Origin of the sequence: Paracoccus sp. R86501 (assembly GCF_042466435.1) — a bacterium.
Classification (GTDB): Bacteria; Pseudomonadota; Alphaproteobacteria; order Rhodobacterales; family Rhodobacteraceae; genus Paracoccus.
In genome coordinates this window covers 820,014-834,765 of the sequence record NZ_JAXHPZ010000001.1, presented here as the reverse complement: position 1 = coordinate 834,765, position 14,752 = coordinate 820,014, and the positions used below count along the sequence as shown (strand labels likewise).

Below are 14,752 nucleotides of genomic sequence, written 5' to 3'. Positions count from 1 at the left end.
AACTGATACTGGCGCGACGAGCTGGAGGATTGGCCCATCAGCAGCATCAAGGGCGCGCTGCGCCAGCACTGCCGCGACCGGCCCGACAGGAAGCCGAACCTAGGGCACATCTTGCAAATCCTCAACAAAGCGTGGGGCCAGAAGCACTCGTCAGAGTTCCGCAAGGCAATAGCACAGCACCAGCAGAAGCCCTTGGCCGTGCCCCCGTCGAAAAGCGTCAGGCGATCGCAGCAGAGCTGGCAGATGAGTTTCTTGGCCCAACTCCAGCATCAGGCAACCTAAAGACAGATCAATGAAATTCAGGAGCAGATGAAAAGAGCCTGGACCGTCAAACTGCGCGAACTTCCAGCATTTGCTCATTGAGAACGCCGCACGTAGCAATACAAGGTCCGAGAAACGCATTGATTTATAATCATTCGCGTGCCAAACGGTGAACCAATCTCATCCGACAACCGAAAGCTAAATATGCCCGCCCTGCCCGACTGCCGCCAAGAAGCCTTCTGCCGCTTGTCCCTGACGGGGGGCTTTCGTCATTGACGCCTATGCACGCTGGATCGTCGGCTGGCGGGCGAGCCAAACAGCGCACGCAGGCTTCGTGCTCGACGCATTGGAACAGGCTGTTCACGACCGACGTCCGGACAAGGGCGCGGGGCTCGTCCACCATTCCGACCGAGGGTCGCAAGGCGGATTCAACCGGTCGTCGCAACACCTTCGATCATATCCTGATTGAGCAGTCGGTCGAGTGGCCTCGGCCGGTGTTTGCCACCCCAGTGTTTTCCGCGGACGCGTGTTCAGCGCTTGGGCAACGGCGTTGAGTTCCTTAGCACCATGCTGGCTGAGATCCGTGCCCTTGGGGAAGTATTGGCGGAGCAGACCGTTGGTATTTTCGTTGCTGCCGCGTTGCGAAGGGCTCTGAGGGTCGCAGAAGTAGATCTCGAGACCGGTGTCGATCCGAAGCTGCGCGTGTTGGGCCATCTCGGCCCCCTGGTCCCAGGTCAATGAGCGACGCAAGTGTGCAGGCAGGCTACTGATCGTCCCTGCGATGGCATTCCGGACGGCCTCGGCACCGTGACCGGCAAGGGCTGGCCCATTCTTGACGGATTTGCCCATCCCGTATCCCTCCACGCGCGGCAAGTGCAGGAGCATGGTGAATTGGGTCGTTCGTTCGACCAGCGTGCCAATTGCCGAACTGCCCAGGCCAAGAATGAGATCTCCCTCCCAATGGCCTGGGACAGCCCTGTCGCCAATCTTAGCCGGGCGTTCGCTGATCATCAACGCGTCGGCAATGAAGGCCTTGCCGCGGTTCCGAGCTCTTTCGCGAGGCAACCTGACGGCGCGGCCCGACCTCAGACAGGCGGAGAGTTCTCGCCTCAGTGCTCCACGTCCTTGAATGTAAAGCGCCTGATAGATGGCTTCATGGCTGATGCGCATGGTCAGATCCTCGGGGAAGTCTACCTTCAGGCGCTGCGAGATTTGCTCCGGGCTCCAGGCATATGACCAGCGTCGGCTTTGCCGGTGAACTGCTCGCCGCACTTTCCATACTACGACAGGCCCATCGAAGGCGATGCCGTCCGGTGTGGCTATGAGACCGGAGAGCCGTTCATGCACGTAGTCGCGCAAAGCGGGATTGAGCGCGAGCTTGCTGGCCTTTGGACGCACGATCCGCATGCCACTGCGCGGCAATGGCCCGATAGTCGAACTCTCCGCCGCGTTTCGCCGAGTTGCGCCTGATCTCGCGAGAGATCGTGCTGGGCGATCGGCCCAGTTTACGCGCGATTGCGCGCAGGCCGGTGCCCCGAGCGCATTCGATGGCTATCTCCTCTGACCTGCCCCCTGCTGGTCCCTCATTCATAACGAGAGTTTGCAGGTTGGATCTGGGTATTCGGTTGCTCTTCCTGGCGCAAGTGCGCCGGGCGCGGAGCCCTCAAAATGCTCAAGCGCACGGCGCGCTTGCTGCGGCGTCTGGTTACCCAAGGACGAGTGCGGCCTGACCGTGTTATAGTCGTAGCGCCACAGGGCCAGCTTGCGCCGCGCGTCATCCAGGCTGTCGAAGATTTCCTCGTTCAGCAGTTCATCCCTGAGGCTACCGTTGAAGCTTTCAACGAAGGCGTTCTGCTGTGGCTTACCCGGATCGATGTAATGCCACGACACCTCGTTCTCGTCGGCCCATTTCAGGATCGCCCGACTGGTGAACTCGGTTCCATTATCGCTGACAATGCAGCCTGGCTTGCCGTAGAGCCGGATCAGGGCACTGAGTTCCCGGACGACCCGTGCGCCGGACAGGCTGGTGTCCGCGACAAGGCACAGGCATTCACGCGTGCAGTCGTCGATCACGGCGAGGATCCGGAACTTCCGCGAGGCACCGAAGCTGTCGGAGACAAAGTCCAACGACCAGCGCGCGTTGACGCCCGCAGCCGATGGCATCGGGATTCTTGTGCCACGCGCTCGCTTGCGACCGCGTCGTTTTTGCACGGACAGCCCTTCCTCGCGGTAGATCCTGTAGAGCTTCTTGTGGTTCATGATCATGCCCTTGCGTTCTAGAAGCACGCCGATCCGGCGATAACCGAACCGACGTCGCTTTCCGGCGATCTCCTGCATCTCCTTGCGGATCTCGACACTGTCCGGCGGGCGTTCTCGCCGGACTGTCTTTGGATCGACACCGACCAGCCTGCAGGCTCGGCGCTGCGAGATATCATGATCCCGTATCACCCGAAGCGCCGCGTCTCGCCGCTTGATCAATGTCGTCAGCTCTTTCCCAGCAGGTCTTTTAGGACGACGTTGTCCAGCATGGTATCGGCCAGCAGGCGCTTGAGTTTGGCGTTCTCGTCTTCGAGCGATTTCAATCTGGCCGCCTCGGACACCTCCATCCCGCCATACTGGGACTTGAACTTGTAGAACGTTGCAGGGCTGAGGCCATGCCTACGGCACACCTCTGCCGTCGGCATGCCGGCTTCCTGTTCCTTGATCATCCCGATGATCTGCGCCTCGGTGAAACGGCTCTTTCTCATGTGTCTGCTCCCTAAGAGTTGGCGCAGACTCTACATTACGGTGAGGGATTTCGCGGGGGGCAGGTCACAGGTCATGTGCAGACGCAGCGAACAGCTGGTGAGAACCCGTTTTTCGGCTTCATCGTCATTATGCTTAAAGCCAGTTTGAAGGGGATGGCGCGTCAACCACCACACCCTTCAGGTATCGACCAACTATTCGCTGATCGTCAAACGGCATAGCAGGGTGTTGTCTTGCTTCAGGCTTTCGCCCCAGACCAACTCTGCACTGTCGTCCCATGTGACTTCGTCATAGCCGTCCTTCGGGCCGACATCGGCGGCGGAATGGACGATTGCGGCAGGCCAATCGCTGTCATCAAAATCGGGTGCGGTCCAGTCAGCCGGAATGTCAGTGGCAACAAATCCGCAAGCCCCTTCCCCTGCGACAGGGTTCGCCTCTTCGGCGCAAGACGGCTCTACCGGTGCGAACTGCACGACAAGGCATTTCATATCCGCATCGGTCACGGCGAGCGTTTTGCCAGACACCGCGTCCTTGAACTGGGCAATCATGCCACCGTCGCCCATTTGCTGGCGATCTGTGCCGATATATTCCAGACCGCTGTCGTTTTCCTTGAAATCCTTCGCCTCAATCGCGATCACTGCTGGCAGCTCGACCGAAAAGGTCGCGGTTTCTTTGTTGAAAGACCGCTCAGTCGTAATCGACACGGAGTCCTCAAGGACCACCTCGCCATTGGCGGACATGGTGAACCAGTTATCAACCCAAACGTCGGCGGTGATGTCGCGGGTTTCGGCCTGAGCGGCGCAGGCTGTCAGGGCTGCTACTGTCGCAAAGATAAAACGCATATCGTGTCCAATCGTGTCGAAGGTATCGTGATTTAGTTCAGGAAAGTGATGGAGTCGCCGGCAAGGACATGACCCTTCAGCGCGGCCATAACGTCGGTCCAACCAATGCCGATGTCATCTTGTTCCGGCAGATCAGCCAGCGGCGCATCAAGAGCATAGACCCAGATCGTGTATTCATGAGTGCCTGCACCGGCTGGTGAACAGGGCGGTGTATAGCCGGTCGCGCGAATATCTTTATCGCTGCCCTCTACCCCCAAGGACTCCGGATTGCCCTGCGCCACGCCGTCCGCATCGGCGGGTATATTCCAGACCAGCCAATAGTGGCTCGGCTCGTTTACACCCGGATAGGTGCCATTGGGGTAATGCTGCATGACGATGGCATAAGCTTGGGTATCAGCAGGCGCATTTTCCCATGACAGTGGAGGCGAGACGCCGTCCCCGCCGCTGCGCGTGCAGCGCAGATCGTCGGGCAAGGCAGCGCCGTCCACCAGTGCTGAACTTGTCACGGTGAACTTCGGCCCCTCTGCATGAGCGGCGGGTGCTTCACCCGGCTTTGGCGGCGGCGTTTGCTGCGCAGTGGCGGGCAATGCGGTCGTGCAGCACAGCAGGGCGATGGCTAATGCGGAAAAACGGGTCATTCGCGGCACAGCTCCTGCTCGAATAACTCCCCGCCGTTTGTCACGGTGCGGGTCTCGAAATTGTAGCAATTCTCGGTCTCGGACGGAGCGTATTTGATGTAATAGTCGCCGCCCTCATAGCTATAGGTCATGGTCCGCGTGCCGTCGTCATCCTGCACGAACACCAGGTCATCGACTCCGCCGCGCGGTGGCTGACCTGCCTCTGGCCCCGGTCCGCCCTCTGCGGCACCCAAAGGACGCACACGCGGCAGGGCGTCGATGTCAGGCACTTCGCCCATTAGACATTGGATGATGTAAGGCGCACCTTCGGACGTGTGATAGCGATAGCCAAAGACATCATCGGCTTGCCCGTTACACACATCCAGAACACCTTCGGCAATGGCGGTGCCGTCAGGATTGGTGTCTGCGTAGATCGGAAAGCCATCAAAGGCCCAGCCGATGATCGCATCGGAGCCCTTGTTCGCCATCTGGTCAATCATGCAGGTCGGGGCGGCATGATAGTGATAGTCATCACCACGCCCCGCATGGCCGCCGCAGGCATCAAGCTGACCCGTCGCGACGGTATCCAGATTGGCCTGATAGGTCCCCAGATCCTCTTGCGACATCTCTCCACCAGCGGTGTAGTCATAGATCGGCACCCCGTTCACTGCCACGCCAAGAGCCGCATCGCGGGTGTGCGGCGCAGTTCCTTTGATAGGGGCCAATGTAATAGGGGAGGCGTAGTTAACCGCAGGCACGGGCACTTGCTCGTTCGTACCAATAATCCCCGTCATCATCTCGTGGTCGGGATAGGTATCGCCAGAGATCAGGGCCTGATTGTCGGTGCAGGTCACCGTGACCACATCGTCAAAACCCGCCTCAGCGACGGATTCCGTCACCGCTTCGCAGTGAAAGGAGTCTTCATGGGCTTGCCCTGTGGTGGCACAAAGGCAGGCCAGCACGGCTAAGCCAGGCGGAATGAGCAGATGTCGCATGTGGATGCCTCTTATAGGATATGTGACGGTATCGATGCTTATACGATGCGTCTGCGTCTTCCCGCCGTTTCATAATGGTGAAATTAACGCGGAATGGTGCGGTCGAACGTTTCTACCGTGCGACAGCTTCATTGTATGCAGGTTGGCATTGCCCCGCAATTCACTGCACCATAAAGTGAGCGTCGTGCTGAGACAGCAGCTATTGTCGGAATAATCATCAGTCATTGCCTTCGCCGCATTGTATAAGTTCGTGGCGCGCTGATTTTGAGCCTGCAATGAAGGTCCGCAATGGCGGGCCGCACCGCGGCATTTTAAGGCGGTGGCAAAGGACGGTTAGGGCCATCCACGTCGAAGCAGAGGCCGCGTTTTAGGAGATGTTGCGCCACATTCAAGGTATGCTTGGAACTCAACATGGAAAACGTTGCGCTTGCTTCACGAGATCGCACAGCCACAGGCATGTTGGCGCAGCACTTTACCCAAGATAATGCCGAACTTGGAAAAGGCCGCACATCCTTGATAACTATTGCAAAGTGAAGTGGTCCCAGCAAACTGGACAGCGAGCTAAGGTGTATCCCAAACCTTTAAAGGGATACGAGAATGGCGAAGCGCCGAAAGTTTACAGACCAGTTTAAGGCCAAGGTCGCATTAGGCTCAGGACTGAACTGGCCCCCGTTTCGCCCGGACACTTGTGCATAGCCATGGAGGCTTAGGCATATGCCTGAGCACGTGCTTATGTCTGAGATTGAGATCATCACCGATGGCGGTCGTCGGCGCCGCTGGACTGCTGCCGAAAAGCTGCGGATCGTGGAGGAGACGCTGGAGGATCATGCCGCCTTTCGTTCGACCGATCTGGCGACCGCGCCCCCCCTTTTTCGCATGCAGACTGCAAGCCGTGCGGTGCGCCTTCAAATACGTCGCGTCGATCATGATCGTCTTGGAATCAGTGTCCTTTGCGGCCAGGCCGACCATGATCTGTGCAAAGACCCCGCTATCGCTCCAACGCTTCCAGCGATTATAGAGCGTCTTGGCCGGTCCATATTCCCTCGGTACGTCGCACCACCGTAAGCCATTGCGGTTGATGAAGAAAATGCCGCTCAGAACCCGCTGATTGTCCACGCTTTGGCGGTCCTGGCTCTTGGGAAAGAACGGGCGAAGACGCGCCATTTGCGCTTCGGTCAGCCAGAAAAGGTTACTCATTGATCAAGTCTCCTTGCGGAGCCTGAATCATGCAGAGACCGTAAAATCAATGGGTCTGGAGCCTATGCATATCTGCATGTTGGCTGCATATTCTATTGCTATTGTAGGAATATGAAACGACTTCGAATGTCACTTACCGCCAAAATTTTTACTGCAATCTCTACATCTGCAGTGTTGGTTGTTGCGGTTATGGCATTGCTGGTCGCCTCATCCATGCGCGACGGATTTGCACAGTATTTGCTGACTGGTGAATTGGCGCGGTTCGATGATTTGGCCACAGCTCTCGGGCAAAGCTATGATCCCGACAACCCGCACTGGGCTGGGCTACAGCAGAATCCAGTGGATTGGTCTGAATTTGTACGTATGCATTTGCCGGAAAAAGGGCCGCGCGGCAATTTGCCGCCACTAGGCCCTCCGCCACCCGTTTTTACGGGCGATCCGATGATGCTGGATCGTCGGCTGGTCTTGTTGGACGCGCAAGGTGGATATGTTGCCGGAGCGGTCGAACGTCTGGACCTGTTCGAACGCCGCCCGATTTGTATCGGTGCGCCATGTGACGACGAAAATGCCGTTGGTTATCTGGGACTGAACGCACCGACATTCGATACCAGCGACAGCTTTTTTCTACGCGGCCAGTACAAGTCTCTGGCGTTGTCAGCGCTGATTGCGGTCCTGATCTCTGCCGCGGCGGCGTTTCTGGTCGCGCGACAATTTCTGATCCCGATCAAACGGCTTGAGGGTGGGGCAAAGACCCTTGCTGCAGGCGATTATACCGCGCGGATGGTTCTGGATCGCAGCGACGAGTTGGGCCAGTTGATCGGCCATTTCAATACGCTGGCGAAAACACTGGAACAGACCGAGCAGGCCGAAAGGGCGTGGATTTCCAATACAAGTCATGAATTGCAAACGCCTCTTGCGGTCCTGCGGGCGCAGATCGAAGCATTGCAGGATGGCATTCGCAATCCGGATGACAAGACCTTAGCCCAGATGCACTCGGCGCTGATGCGGTTGTCGCTGCTTGTGCAGGATATCAAGGTCTTGTCGCACGCACGCGAGTCCGGTCTGGGAACACATTTGGCGCCCGAAGATTTATCCGAAATCGCAGGCAACGCAATGATGCAAGCCCAAGCCCGATTTCAGGCTAAGGGCATCGACTTGGTCAGCGAACTGGAACCTTCAACATTCGTGATGTGCGACAAGGCGCGGATCGGACAGGTTATCGACAACCTGATACAAAACGCCGAACGTTATACAGATGCCCCCGGCACCGTTCTGATGACGGTGGAGCGTCTTGACGGATCTGTCCAGTTGACCATTCAGGATACCCCGCCAAGCGTGCCGCAGGATGTGTTGCCCCGCCTGTTCGACCGGTTTTTCCGTGCAGAAGGGTCAAGGTCACGCGCGCATGGTGGGTCAGGGCTGGGGCTTGCCGTTTGTGAAGCCATTATCAAGGCACATAAAGGGACGATCACCGCGCAAAAATCGGCAATGGGTGGCATCAAGATTACCGTGAACCTGCCGGAGGCATCCGAATGAAAACACCCAACATCCTGATCGTCGAAGATGAAACCGATCTGGCCGAGGTTGTGCGTGACTATCTGATTGCTGCCGGTATGACCGTCGATATGCTTTTCGAAGGCACAGATGCAATCGCAACGGCGGCATCGGGAAAATATGACCTTTTGGTGCTAGATCTGATGTTACCGGGCGTTGACGGGCTGACGATTTGCCGTGAGCTGCGCAAAACCTCGGACCTTCCGATCATTATGACCACCGCCAAGGTGGAAGAAATCGACCGCCTTCTGGGGCTGGAAATGGGCGCGGATGACTATCTGTGCAAACCCTTCTCGCCTCGTGAACTGGTTGCGCGGGTACGTGCTGTATTGCGGCGGCGGCCGTCAAATGAAATCGGATTGCCAGTGCCTGATACACGTCTGTTGATTGATGGCGATAAGTGGCGCGCAACACTGGATGGCGCTGATCTGGATCTGACACGCCGTGAATTTTCACTGTTGGCCGCGCTTGCTGCACGTCCGGGACGGGTTTTTTCGCGCGATCAGCTGCTATCCTTGGCCTTTCCCGACGATACCGCCGTATTCGACCGCACTGTCGATAGCCATATACGCAACCTTCGCCGCAAGATGAATGCGGTGGGCGAATGGGACCCGATCAGGTCGGTTTATGGCGTCGGCTATGCCTATGAGGGCTAAGCCCGTCATTTTTCCTGTTCCTGCATGTTGCGTGCATATTTGCTGCAAATCCGCTCCTCAAAGAAGGTGCAAAACGCTTGTGACGTCAAAGAAGCAACGTCGTTACAGGAGCCTTGATATGACCTATGACCTACAAAGCCCGACTGCCAGGACCCGCAGCATCCCTGCTGACCGGTTGCGTGCCCCGCGCATGAAGCAGCATCACAAGATTATCGCTGCCATTATGGTCAAAGCGCTGATGATGGGCTTTGCCGGCATTTCGATTGTGCAGACCACCAGCGGAGCATCTGCGGCTGAACCCACGATTATTCTGGCCCAGAACGGCCCCGCGAAAACGAACGATCAGCAGGGCCGCCCCCCGCGTGAGGCGATGGAAGCCTGCAGCAGTAAAGCCAAAAATGATGGCTGCAGCTTTTCGGGCCGCGACAGCCAGACGGTCAAGGGTGTCTGTTCGTCGCCCGACGACAAAGCACCATTGGCATGTATGCCCGCCGGTGGGCCTAAATAAACCCTGTGGGGTTATCCGTTTCGAAACATTGCAGGCAGGCGCCCCCCCCCCCCGCCTGCGTCACAAAAGGGACCACCATGCGTAATGTGAACCAGATCTGCTCGGCCGTTCTGATGGCAGGGTCGCTGATCTCCCCCGGTATTGCCTTGGCACATACCGATATCGCCGCTTTTGACCAATCCGTTTTCGCGGAAGCGCCCGAAACGGTTGACTGCACGCTGGAGGACGGGACGCAGACGACCTGTCACAAGCTGGTCGTCAACTATATGCCTGACGGGTTGGAGATCGGCCCATTCTGTCCGGCCACATTGGATGACGCTGGCGGGATCTGGAACTGGACGGGCGAAAACGGCAAGCTTTACCGCATTGATGGTGATTTCCTGCGGATGCTGGACGGGCTTGGTTATCGTTTCTTTGACGATGACGGTAACGTTCACAGCGTCGATAATGCAACAACGCGCCCCACGGTCGATCACGCCTGCATTAACGTAACGCCTGATGAAACCGTCGAAATCACGATGCTGGTCCCAGAAACACCGGTGATGGCAGAAAGCCCGAAAACATTGGGCGTGGTTGGCAAAGTCGGCGTTGCGCTGGATGGCGTGCCGATCTTCTCTGACGCACCAAGCATCCAGCAGACCGGTCACATGCCCGCGCTGGACACATGTGGCGGCCATATTGATCCGGGTGGCTGGTATCACTGGCATGCGACGGCGACCGATATCGATACCGTCTATGACCATGCAAACGTTAAGGCCGATTGCGGATTGCATCAAGATAGCAGCGCGCAGTTCGGCTATGCATTTGACGGCTTTCCAATGTTTGGCAGCACCGAAACCGACGGCTCTCCTGTGAGTGAACTGGACGCATGTAACGGCCATACCGGCCCGACCGCCATCGGTGAGACCTATCATTATCATTCGTCCGAAGACTTTCCGAACCTGCCGCCCTGCCTTGTCGGTGTCCAGGCCGAGAACAATTTCTCGACCACAGCAACCGCCGGAGTAGGCGCGTCCCGCGCAGGCGAAGACATGCGCATTGAACCTCCACGTCCGGACGATGGCGGTCCTGCTGGCCAAACGCCGCCGGGTTTTGACAAAGCCGCCGAAAAACTTGGCGTGACAGTCGAGGCATTGTTGCAGGCACTTGGCGATCCGCATGGCGGACATCCCGACATCGCTGTGGCTTCCAAAAACCTGGGCGTGACCGAAGCCAAGCTGCGAAACATTTTGCCGCCGCCGCCGAACCATTGACCCGCTTTGGCGCTTGCGCCCTGGCTGCCCAAGGACCTGTTTCAATGACCGCAAACGCAACACAGATCACCGGACGACGCCGGTTTCTTATTGGTCTCTCAGCCCTTGCTTTGGCCGGATGCAATAACGCTGGCCCAGCCCAACTATCTTTCCGTTCAACATCGGATCCTGACCCGCTGGCATCCGTACGTTTAGTGGCAAATGCTGGGCCCGAAACTTGGGCCCGACATGCGCCAGTCCACCGTCGCAACGTCCTCGCCCTATCCAGCGGTGCCGAGGATGGCGCATTCGGCGCAGGTGCTTTGGTCGGGTGGTCGCAAACAGGCAAGCGTCCTGAATTTGATATTGTTACCGGCGTATCGACGGGCGCGCTGATCGCTCCATTCGCGTTTTTGGGGAGGTCCTATGATGGCAACCTGCAGCAAATATTTACGCAATACAGCGCTCACGATATTATGCGGTTGAACCTTTTTAATGTGGCGGTCAGCGATGCGCTGTATAATACGACACCACTGGAAAAACTGATCTTTAATTATACGCCCCCATCTTTCCTGAAGGCGATAGCAAAGCGTCACGCAGAAGGCGCAAAACTGTTTATCGTCACATCAGAGTTGGCAACATCGCAAGCTTATGTCTGGGATATGGGTGCCATTGCACAAAGCGGTCAATACGATCTGTTTCGCGCGATCCTGCGCGCCTCATCTGCGCAACCCGGTTTGTTCCCGCCCGTCAAACTGCAATACATCCGGGACGGTAAAACATATGAGGAAACGCATCTGGACGGCGGGGTCCACATGCAATTTCTGGCGACCTCTTGTTATTCCGATCGCGTTCCGGCCAACGGACACCTTTATCTGCTAATCAATAACACACTACATCCTGCCCGAACCGAAAGCGCAGGCTCGGCCATCGGTATCTTGTCACAGGCATTAACGACGATGAACCGCGCCAGTGCCTTGGCGGCAGTCAATTCGACACAATCTTTTGCCGATATGAACGGGATCAAGTTATCTGCGGCTGCGATTAATCCCAATGCAGGAATCATCTATGACTCGTCAGATCGTTTTTCGCAAAGCTATATGAACGCTCTTTTTGATCATGGTTTCCAGCGCGCTGTGGATGGCAACCTTTGGGTAGTATGAAATATCCATTGCGCCATATGCCATCTGACAACCTAGAGAGTTGGGTTAGGATTTTCGACCGGTTTGCCGTTTCGCCAAGTTCCAGCATGGGTCTCATGTCAGGCTGCGGATTTCGGTTCGGTTTAAGGTATCATAGACCTCAGCTGGCGCCAGCAACGCGTGCGGTGGGCCGCGATCTTTTTCGTAACAACATCTGATCCAGACCCCGATCCTCTTGCGTGCTCCTGAACCCTTCTCGAAACCTTTGAGGGCGACACATTCGCCCATAAAAGACCGCCACAGTCTTTCGATCATCTGGGTGTCGATCCAACTATTTGATCCCAAAGTTTGATGTTGCGATTTTGTCTCGGGCTCCGAAGGAACCACTGGGGGAACAAGTTCATCATGGGAGCGCCACGGTCGAGCCATGAGAACGACACTGGTTTAAGTTGGCAATATGCCAAAGCGGCAGAAAGACTTGGCGTTAGCAAGGAAGACCTGAATAATGCACTTCCAGCGCCTCAACATTGATCCAATTCAGATACATCTGCGGAAGATGATCTTCCGCAGCCTATCCATAATATAACTCTCCTGTTATGGCTAAAGAGAAAGCTGCCGTATGAATAACGAAGTCATATCCAAGCAGTATGCGATCTTGCTATTTGCTTGCGCGGTCTGGTTTGCCCTTTCAGGCTTGGCCTATAGTCATCAGACTGAGCCTGCTGTCGTGACGGTCATAGTCGAAAGCGAACAAGTTGAAATCACCATACGCGATGCCATAGAACCAATGATCGCGATCACGCGTGTTGATCCTAAATCGAATGCCGACGCTGGACGTGTAAATGAGATTTATCAAAATCTGCGTTATGAAGAGCCGGAGGTACTGGAAAGTATATTCCGGGATAATTGGGAAATGATTTCCAAACAGATCAATATTTTCGCAGGCGATACACGGTTGGAGCTTGTGTTGGACACGGCGATCGTCCCTGAAATAGGTGATCCCAAACAGTTGCGGTTCAGTACTCTTACCATCAAAGCAACCCTGCCAGCGGACGGCACGCCGGTCCGCCTTGGATGGCGCACCGATTTCGGACCCATAGGCATTCATCAATTAGGTGGTGATGGCGAAGGTTACACCCAGATCTTGCAAGGTGGCCAGGTAAGCGAACCCATGTCGAGGGCAGTTCCTGTGAAAGAAGCCGCAGCGACCATCTTTACGCGGTTCATTGTCGCAGGATTTGAACATATCGTTCCCAAAGGTACCGATCATATCCTGTTCGTGCTCGGGCTATTTTTGTTTTCATTGCGCTTAAGGCCAATACTGGCACAAGTAACGGCGTTCACTCTTGCCCACAGTGTATCGTTAGCTTTGTCCAGTCTTAATATTGTGTCTATGCCGGCACGCATAGTCGAACCATTGATTGCAATTTCCATCGTCTATGTCGCGATCGAAAATATCTTTTTCGCCCGCAAAGATAGGGTTTCTTTCGCGCGCGTTGCAGTAGTGTTCTGCTTTGGGCTCTTGCATGGGCTTGGATTTGCATCGGTGCTGAACGATGTGGGACTTCCGGCAGGACAGTTCGTGCTTGGTCTGATCGGCTTTAACATCGGCGTCGAGCTTGGCCAGCTAGGCGTAATCCTGATCGCTTTCTTGCTTTTGGGTTTGCCGTTCGGCCGCAAGCATTGGTACCGCGCGGGCATCGTTATTCCCGCATCTGCCGCCATTGCAGCAGTGGGTCTTTGGTGGACTATCGAGCGGGTCCTAGGATGATCCTTTAACGCAGCTCTGCTTTAGCCAGTAGCGACAATTGACCAGCCAAACAAATACCCACGCGTTGGCAAGGCTATTTCAGTGCCAACATCCTGATAATATCCTTGAAAGGAAAAACTCCTCATGACGTCATTACACCGCACCGTCGCAATTATAGTAGCTGCCGCAGCAGCTCTGCCCGCAGGTGCTTATGCAGATCAGATAGATGATATCTCTGACTTCTTTGTGAAGGCTGATATTATCAGCGGCCCGACAGTAGTTGATTGCACCCTTTCAGGTGGCTCCCAAAACTCGTGCTTTTCGATTACGGTCAAGCCAAGCCCGAAAGATTATACTCCCGGGCCATGGTGTCCGACGAATGTCTCTGACGGGGCAGATAAGGGTGGGATATGGTTTCTGGACGGCAAGGTCGAAGACGTCAACGGTGCCTTCATTACCCGCCTTGCCGACATCTACGGTGATGCTGAATGGCAGCTATTTGACAAGGCATCCGGCGATATTCGCTTCACGGGGACCCTGGAGGCTTGCGAAGCTGCCGCGCGCCCAGATGTTGATCCAGAATATCAGAATTACTGTGTGCAGTGCCTGCCAGAATACCTGCCGGATGACGCCTCGGTTACTTATGTGATCCCAATGGCACCCGTGATGCTTGACGAGCCTGCACAAACAACTCGTGCTGGATCAGGCATTGCCTATAATGGTGTCCGTCTGGATGGACCTGCGCCGGTAGAAGCTATTCTTGCAGCCCATACAATTGCGCCTTTTGACGATTGTGGCGGCCACGTAAACATCCATGTCGGCTATCATTATCACGCAGTCACGACCTGCCTTGAAGATGCACCCGCAAGCACAGCCATCACGGCCGATTTTGGACCACAGATTGGTATCGCGATGGATGGGTTGCCAATCATGCAGCACAACGAAGAGATCGCTGACAAGCTAGACGTTTGCAATGGCATGACCGTTGAGGGCGCTGGTTATCTCTACTTCGCCGGTGCGCCGGGTGACAATGCCATCCTCGGCTGCCACGTCGCAGAAATAGGCTGCACTCTCGAAGACCCATCGGGCACATGCGACGCCTCGGTCGATCCCCGCCGTGGCCCGCCTCCTGGCGGCGAAAACCAGCAGCCTGCCAAGATGAAGTAAACCCAAATTTTCGTTCCAGCGTCTTTCACAAAGACGCTGGAATAAATGCTTCATCAGGGCCAGTTTATAGAAATTTGTAGCTAGGA

12 protein-coding genes and 3 pseudogenes are annotated in these 14,752 nt (G+C 56.1%); 8 read left to right on the top strand and 7 right to left on the bottom strand.

Annotated features, from left to right (window positions below; all coding sequences use genetic code 11):
- Positions 1-150: 150 nt before the first annotated feature.
- Complete coding sequence (locus tag SJY40_RS04145) at positions 151-402, bottom strand: hypothetical protein (protein WP_378943083.1); 252 nt, start codon at positions 400-402, stop codon at positions 151-153.
- Between the two features lie 121 nt (positions 403-523).
- On the opposite strand from SJY40_RS04145, the pseudogene SJY40_RS04140 reads away from it, so the two are divergent.
- A pseudogene (locus SJY40_RS04140) lies at positions 524-682 on the top strand (DDE-type integrase/transposase/recombinase); the annotation flags it as partial.
- Positions 683-689: 7 nt separating this feature from the next.
- On the opposite strand, the pseudogene SJY40_RS04135 reads toward SJY40_RS04140, so the two are convergent.
- The 6 genes and pseudogenes from SJY40_RS04135 to SJY40_RS04110 form a co-directional block, all read right to left on the bottom strand.
- Positions 690-1,852: pseudogene (locus SJY40_RS04135) on the bottom strand (IS30 family transposase).
- A protein-coding gene (locus SJY40_RS04130; RefSeq protein WP_378943080.1) for an IS3 family transposase occupies positions 1,849-3,008 on the bottom strand; the annotation gives its coding sequence in 2 pieces (ribosomal slippage) (positions 1,849-2,759 and positions 2,759-3,008; 1,161 coding nt in all). Before SJY40_RS04130 ends, SJY40_RS04135 begins: the two are co-directional and overlap by 4 nt.
- Positions 3,009-3,200: 192 nt before the next feature.
- Positions 3,201-3,848, bottom strand: coding sequence for a PEBP family protein (locus SJY40_RS04125; RefSeq protein WP_378943078.1), 648 nt, complete (start codon positions 3,846-3,848; stop codon positions 3,201-3,203).
- Between the two features lie 32 nt (positions 3,849-3,880).
- Positions 3,881-4,486 (bottom strand): YbhB/YbcL family Raf kinase inhibitor-like protein, encoded by a 606-nt coding sequence (locus SJY40_RS04120; protein ID WP_378943075.1) that lies wholly within the window; start codon positions 4,484-4,486, stop codon positions 3,881-3,883.
- Positions 4,483-5,460 (bottom strand): YHYH protein, encoded by a 978-nt coding sequence (locus SJY40_RS04115; RefSeq protein ID WP_378943073.1) that lies wholly within the window; start codon positions 5,458-5,460, stop codon positions 4,483-4,485. Before SJY40_RS04115 ends, SJY40_RS04120 begins: the two co-directional genes overlap by 4 nt.
- 825 nt (positions 5,461-6,285) lie before the next feature.
- Positions 6,286-6,657 (bottom strand): annotated as a pseudogene (locus SJY40_RS04110) (IS5 family transposase); the annotation flags it as partial.
- 126 nt (positions 6,658-6,783) lie between these two features.
- Here SJY40_RS04110 and SJY40_RS04105 point away from each other — a divergent pair.
- The 7 genes from SJY40_RS04105 to SJY40_RS04075 all read left to right on the top strand — a co-directional run bounded on the left by SJY40_RS04105 (position 6,784) and on the right by SJY40_RS04075 (position 14,666).
- Positions 6,784-8,193: an ATP-binding protein gene (locus SJY40_RS04105; protein WP_378943070.1), complete on the top strand. Its 1,410-nt coding sequence runs from the start codon at positions 6,784-6,786 to the stop codon at positions 8,191-8,193.
- Positions 8,190-8,867 carry a response regulator gene (locus tag SJY40_RS04100; protein ID WP_378943067.1) on the top strand — a complete coding sequence of 226 codons (678 nt, stop codon included), beginning with the start codon at positions 8,190-8,192 and terminating at the stop codon, positions 8,865-8,867. The genes SJY40_RS04105 and SJY40_RS04100 overlap by 4 nt, the downstream gene beginning before the upstream one ends.
- Before the next feature lie 118 nt (positions 8,868-8,985).
- Positions 8,986-9,375: a hypothetical protein gene (locus tag SJY40_RS04095; RefSeq protein WP_378943064.1), complete on the top strand. Its 390-nt coding sequence runs from the start codon at positions 8,986-8,988 to the stop codon at positions 9,373-9,375.
- Between the two features lie 77 nt (positions 9,376-9,452).
- The gene (locus SJY40_RS04090) at positions 9,453-10,628 is read left to right on the top strand and encodes a YHYH protein (protein WP_378943061.1); all 1,176 of its coding nucleotides are present in this window, start codon (positions 9,453-9,455) and stop codon (positions 10,626-10,628) included.
- A gap of 44 nt (positions 10,629-10,672) precedes the next feature.
- Positions 10,673-11,770, top strand: a complete 1,098-nt coding sequence (locus tag SJY40_RS04085; protein ID WP_378943059.1) for a patatin-like phospholipase family protein — start codon at positions 10,673-10,675, stop codon at positions 11,768-11,770.
- A gap of 598 nt (positions 11,771-12,368) precedes the next feature.
- A complete protein-coding gene (locus SJY40_RS04080) occupies positions 12,369-13,520 on the top strand; it encodes a HupE/UreJ family protein (protein ID WP_378943057.1) in 1,152 nt (383 codons plus the stop codon).
- Between the two features lie 123 nt (positions 13,521-13,643).
- Complete coding sequence (locus tag SJY40_RS04075) at positions 13,644-14,666, top strand: YHYH protein (protein ID WP_378943054.1); 1,023 nt, start codon at positions 13,644-13,646, stop codon at positions 14,664-14,666.
- Positions 14,667-14,752 lie beyond the last annotated feature (86 nt).

Excerpts from the sequence above, each read along its gene's own strand:
- SJY40_RS04080 (WP_378943057.1), top strand. The coding sequence starts at position 12,369 with ATGAATAACGAAGTCATATCCAAGCAGTATGCGATCTTGCTATTTGCT.
- SJY40_RS04100 (WP_378943067.1), top strand. The coding sequence starts at position 8,190 with ATGAAAACACCCAACATCCTGATCGTCGAAGATGAAACCGATCTGGCC.
- SJY40_RS04115 (WP_378943073.1), bottom strand. The coding sequence starts at position 5,460 with ATGCGACATCTGCTCATTCCGCCTGGCTTAGCCGTGCTGGCCTGCCTT.
- SJY40_RS04075 (WP_378943054.1), top strand. The coding sequence starts at position 13,644 with ATGACGTCATTACACCGCACCGTCGCAATTATAGTAGCTGCCGCAGCA.
- SJY40_RS04105 (WP_378943070.1), top strand. The coding sequence starts at position 6,784 with ATGTCACTTACCGCCAAAATTTTTACTGCAATCTCTACATCTGCAGTG.
- SJY40_RS04085 (WP_378943059.1), top strand. The coding sequence starts at position 10,673 with ATGACCGCAAACGCAACACAGATCACCGGACGACGCCGGTTTCTTATT.
- SJY40_RS04145 (WP_378943083.1), bottom strand. The coding sequence starts at position 402 with ATGCGTTTCTCGGACCTTGTATTGCTACGTGCGGCGTTCTCAATGAGC.
- SJY40_RS04125 (WP_378943078.1), bottom strand. The coding sequence starts at position 3,848 with ATGCGTTTTATCTTTGCGACAGTAGCAGCCCTGACAGCCTGCGCCGCT.
- SJY40_RS04120 (WP_378943075.1), bottom strand. The coding sequence starts at position 4,486 with ATGACCCGTTTTTCCGCATTAGCCATCGCCCTGCTGTGCTGCACGACC.
- SJY40_RS04090 (WP_378943061.1), top strand. The coding sequence starts at position 9,453 with ATGCGTAATGTGAACCAGATCTGCTCGGCCGTTCTGATGGCAGGGTCG.
- SJY40_RS04095 (WP_378943064.1), top strand. The coding sequence starts at position 8,986 with ATGACCTATGACCTACAAAGCCCGACTGCCAGGACCCGCAGCATCCCT.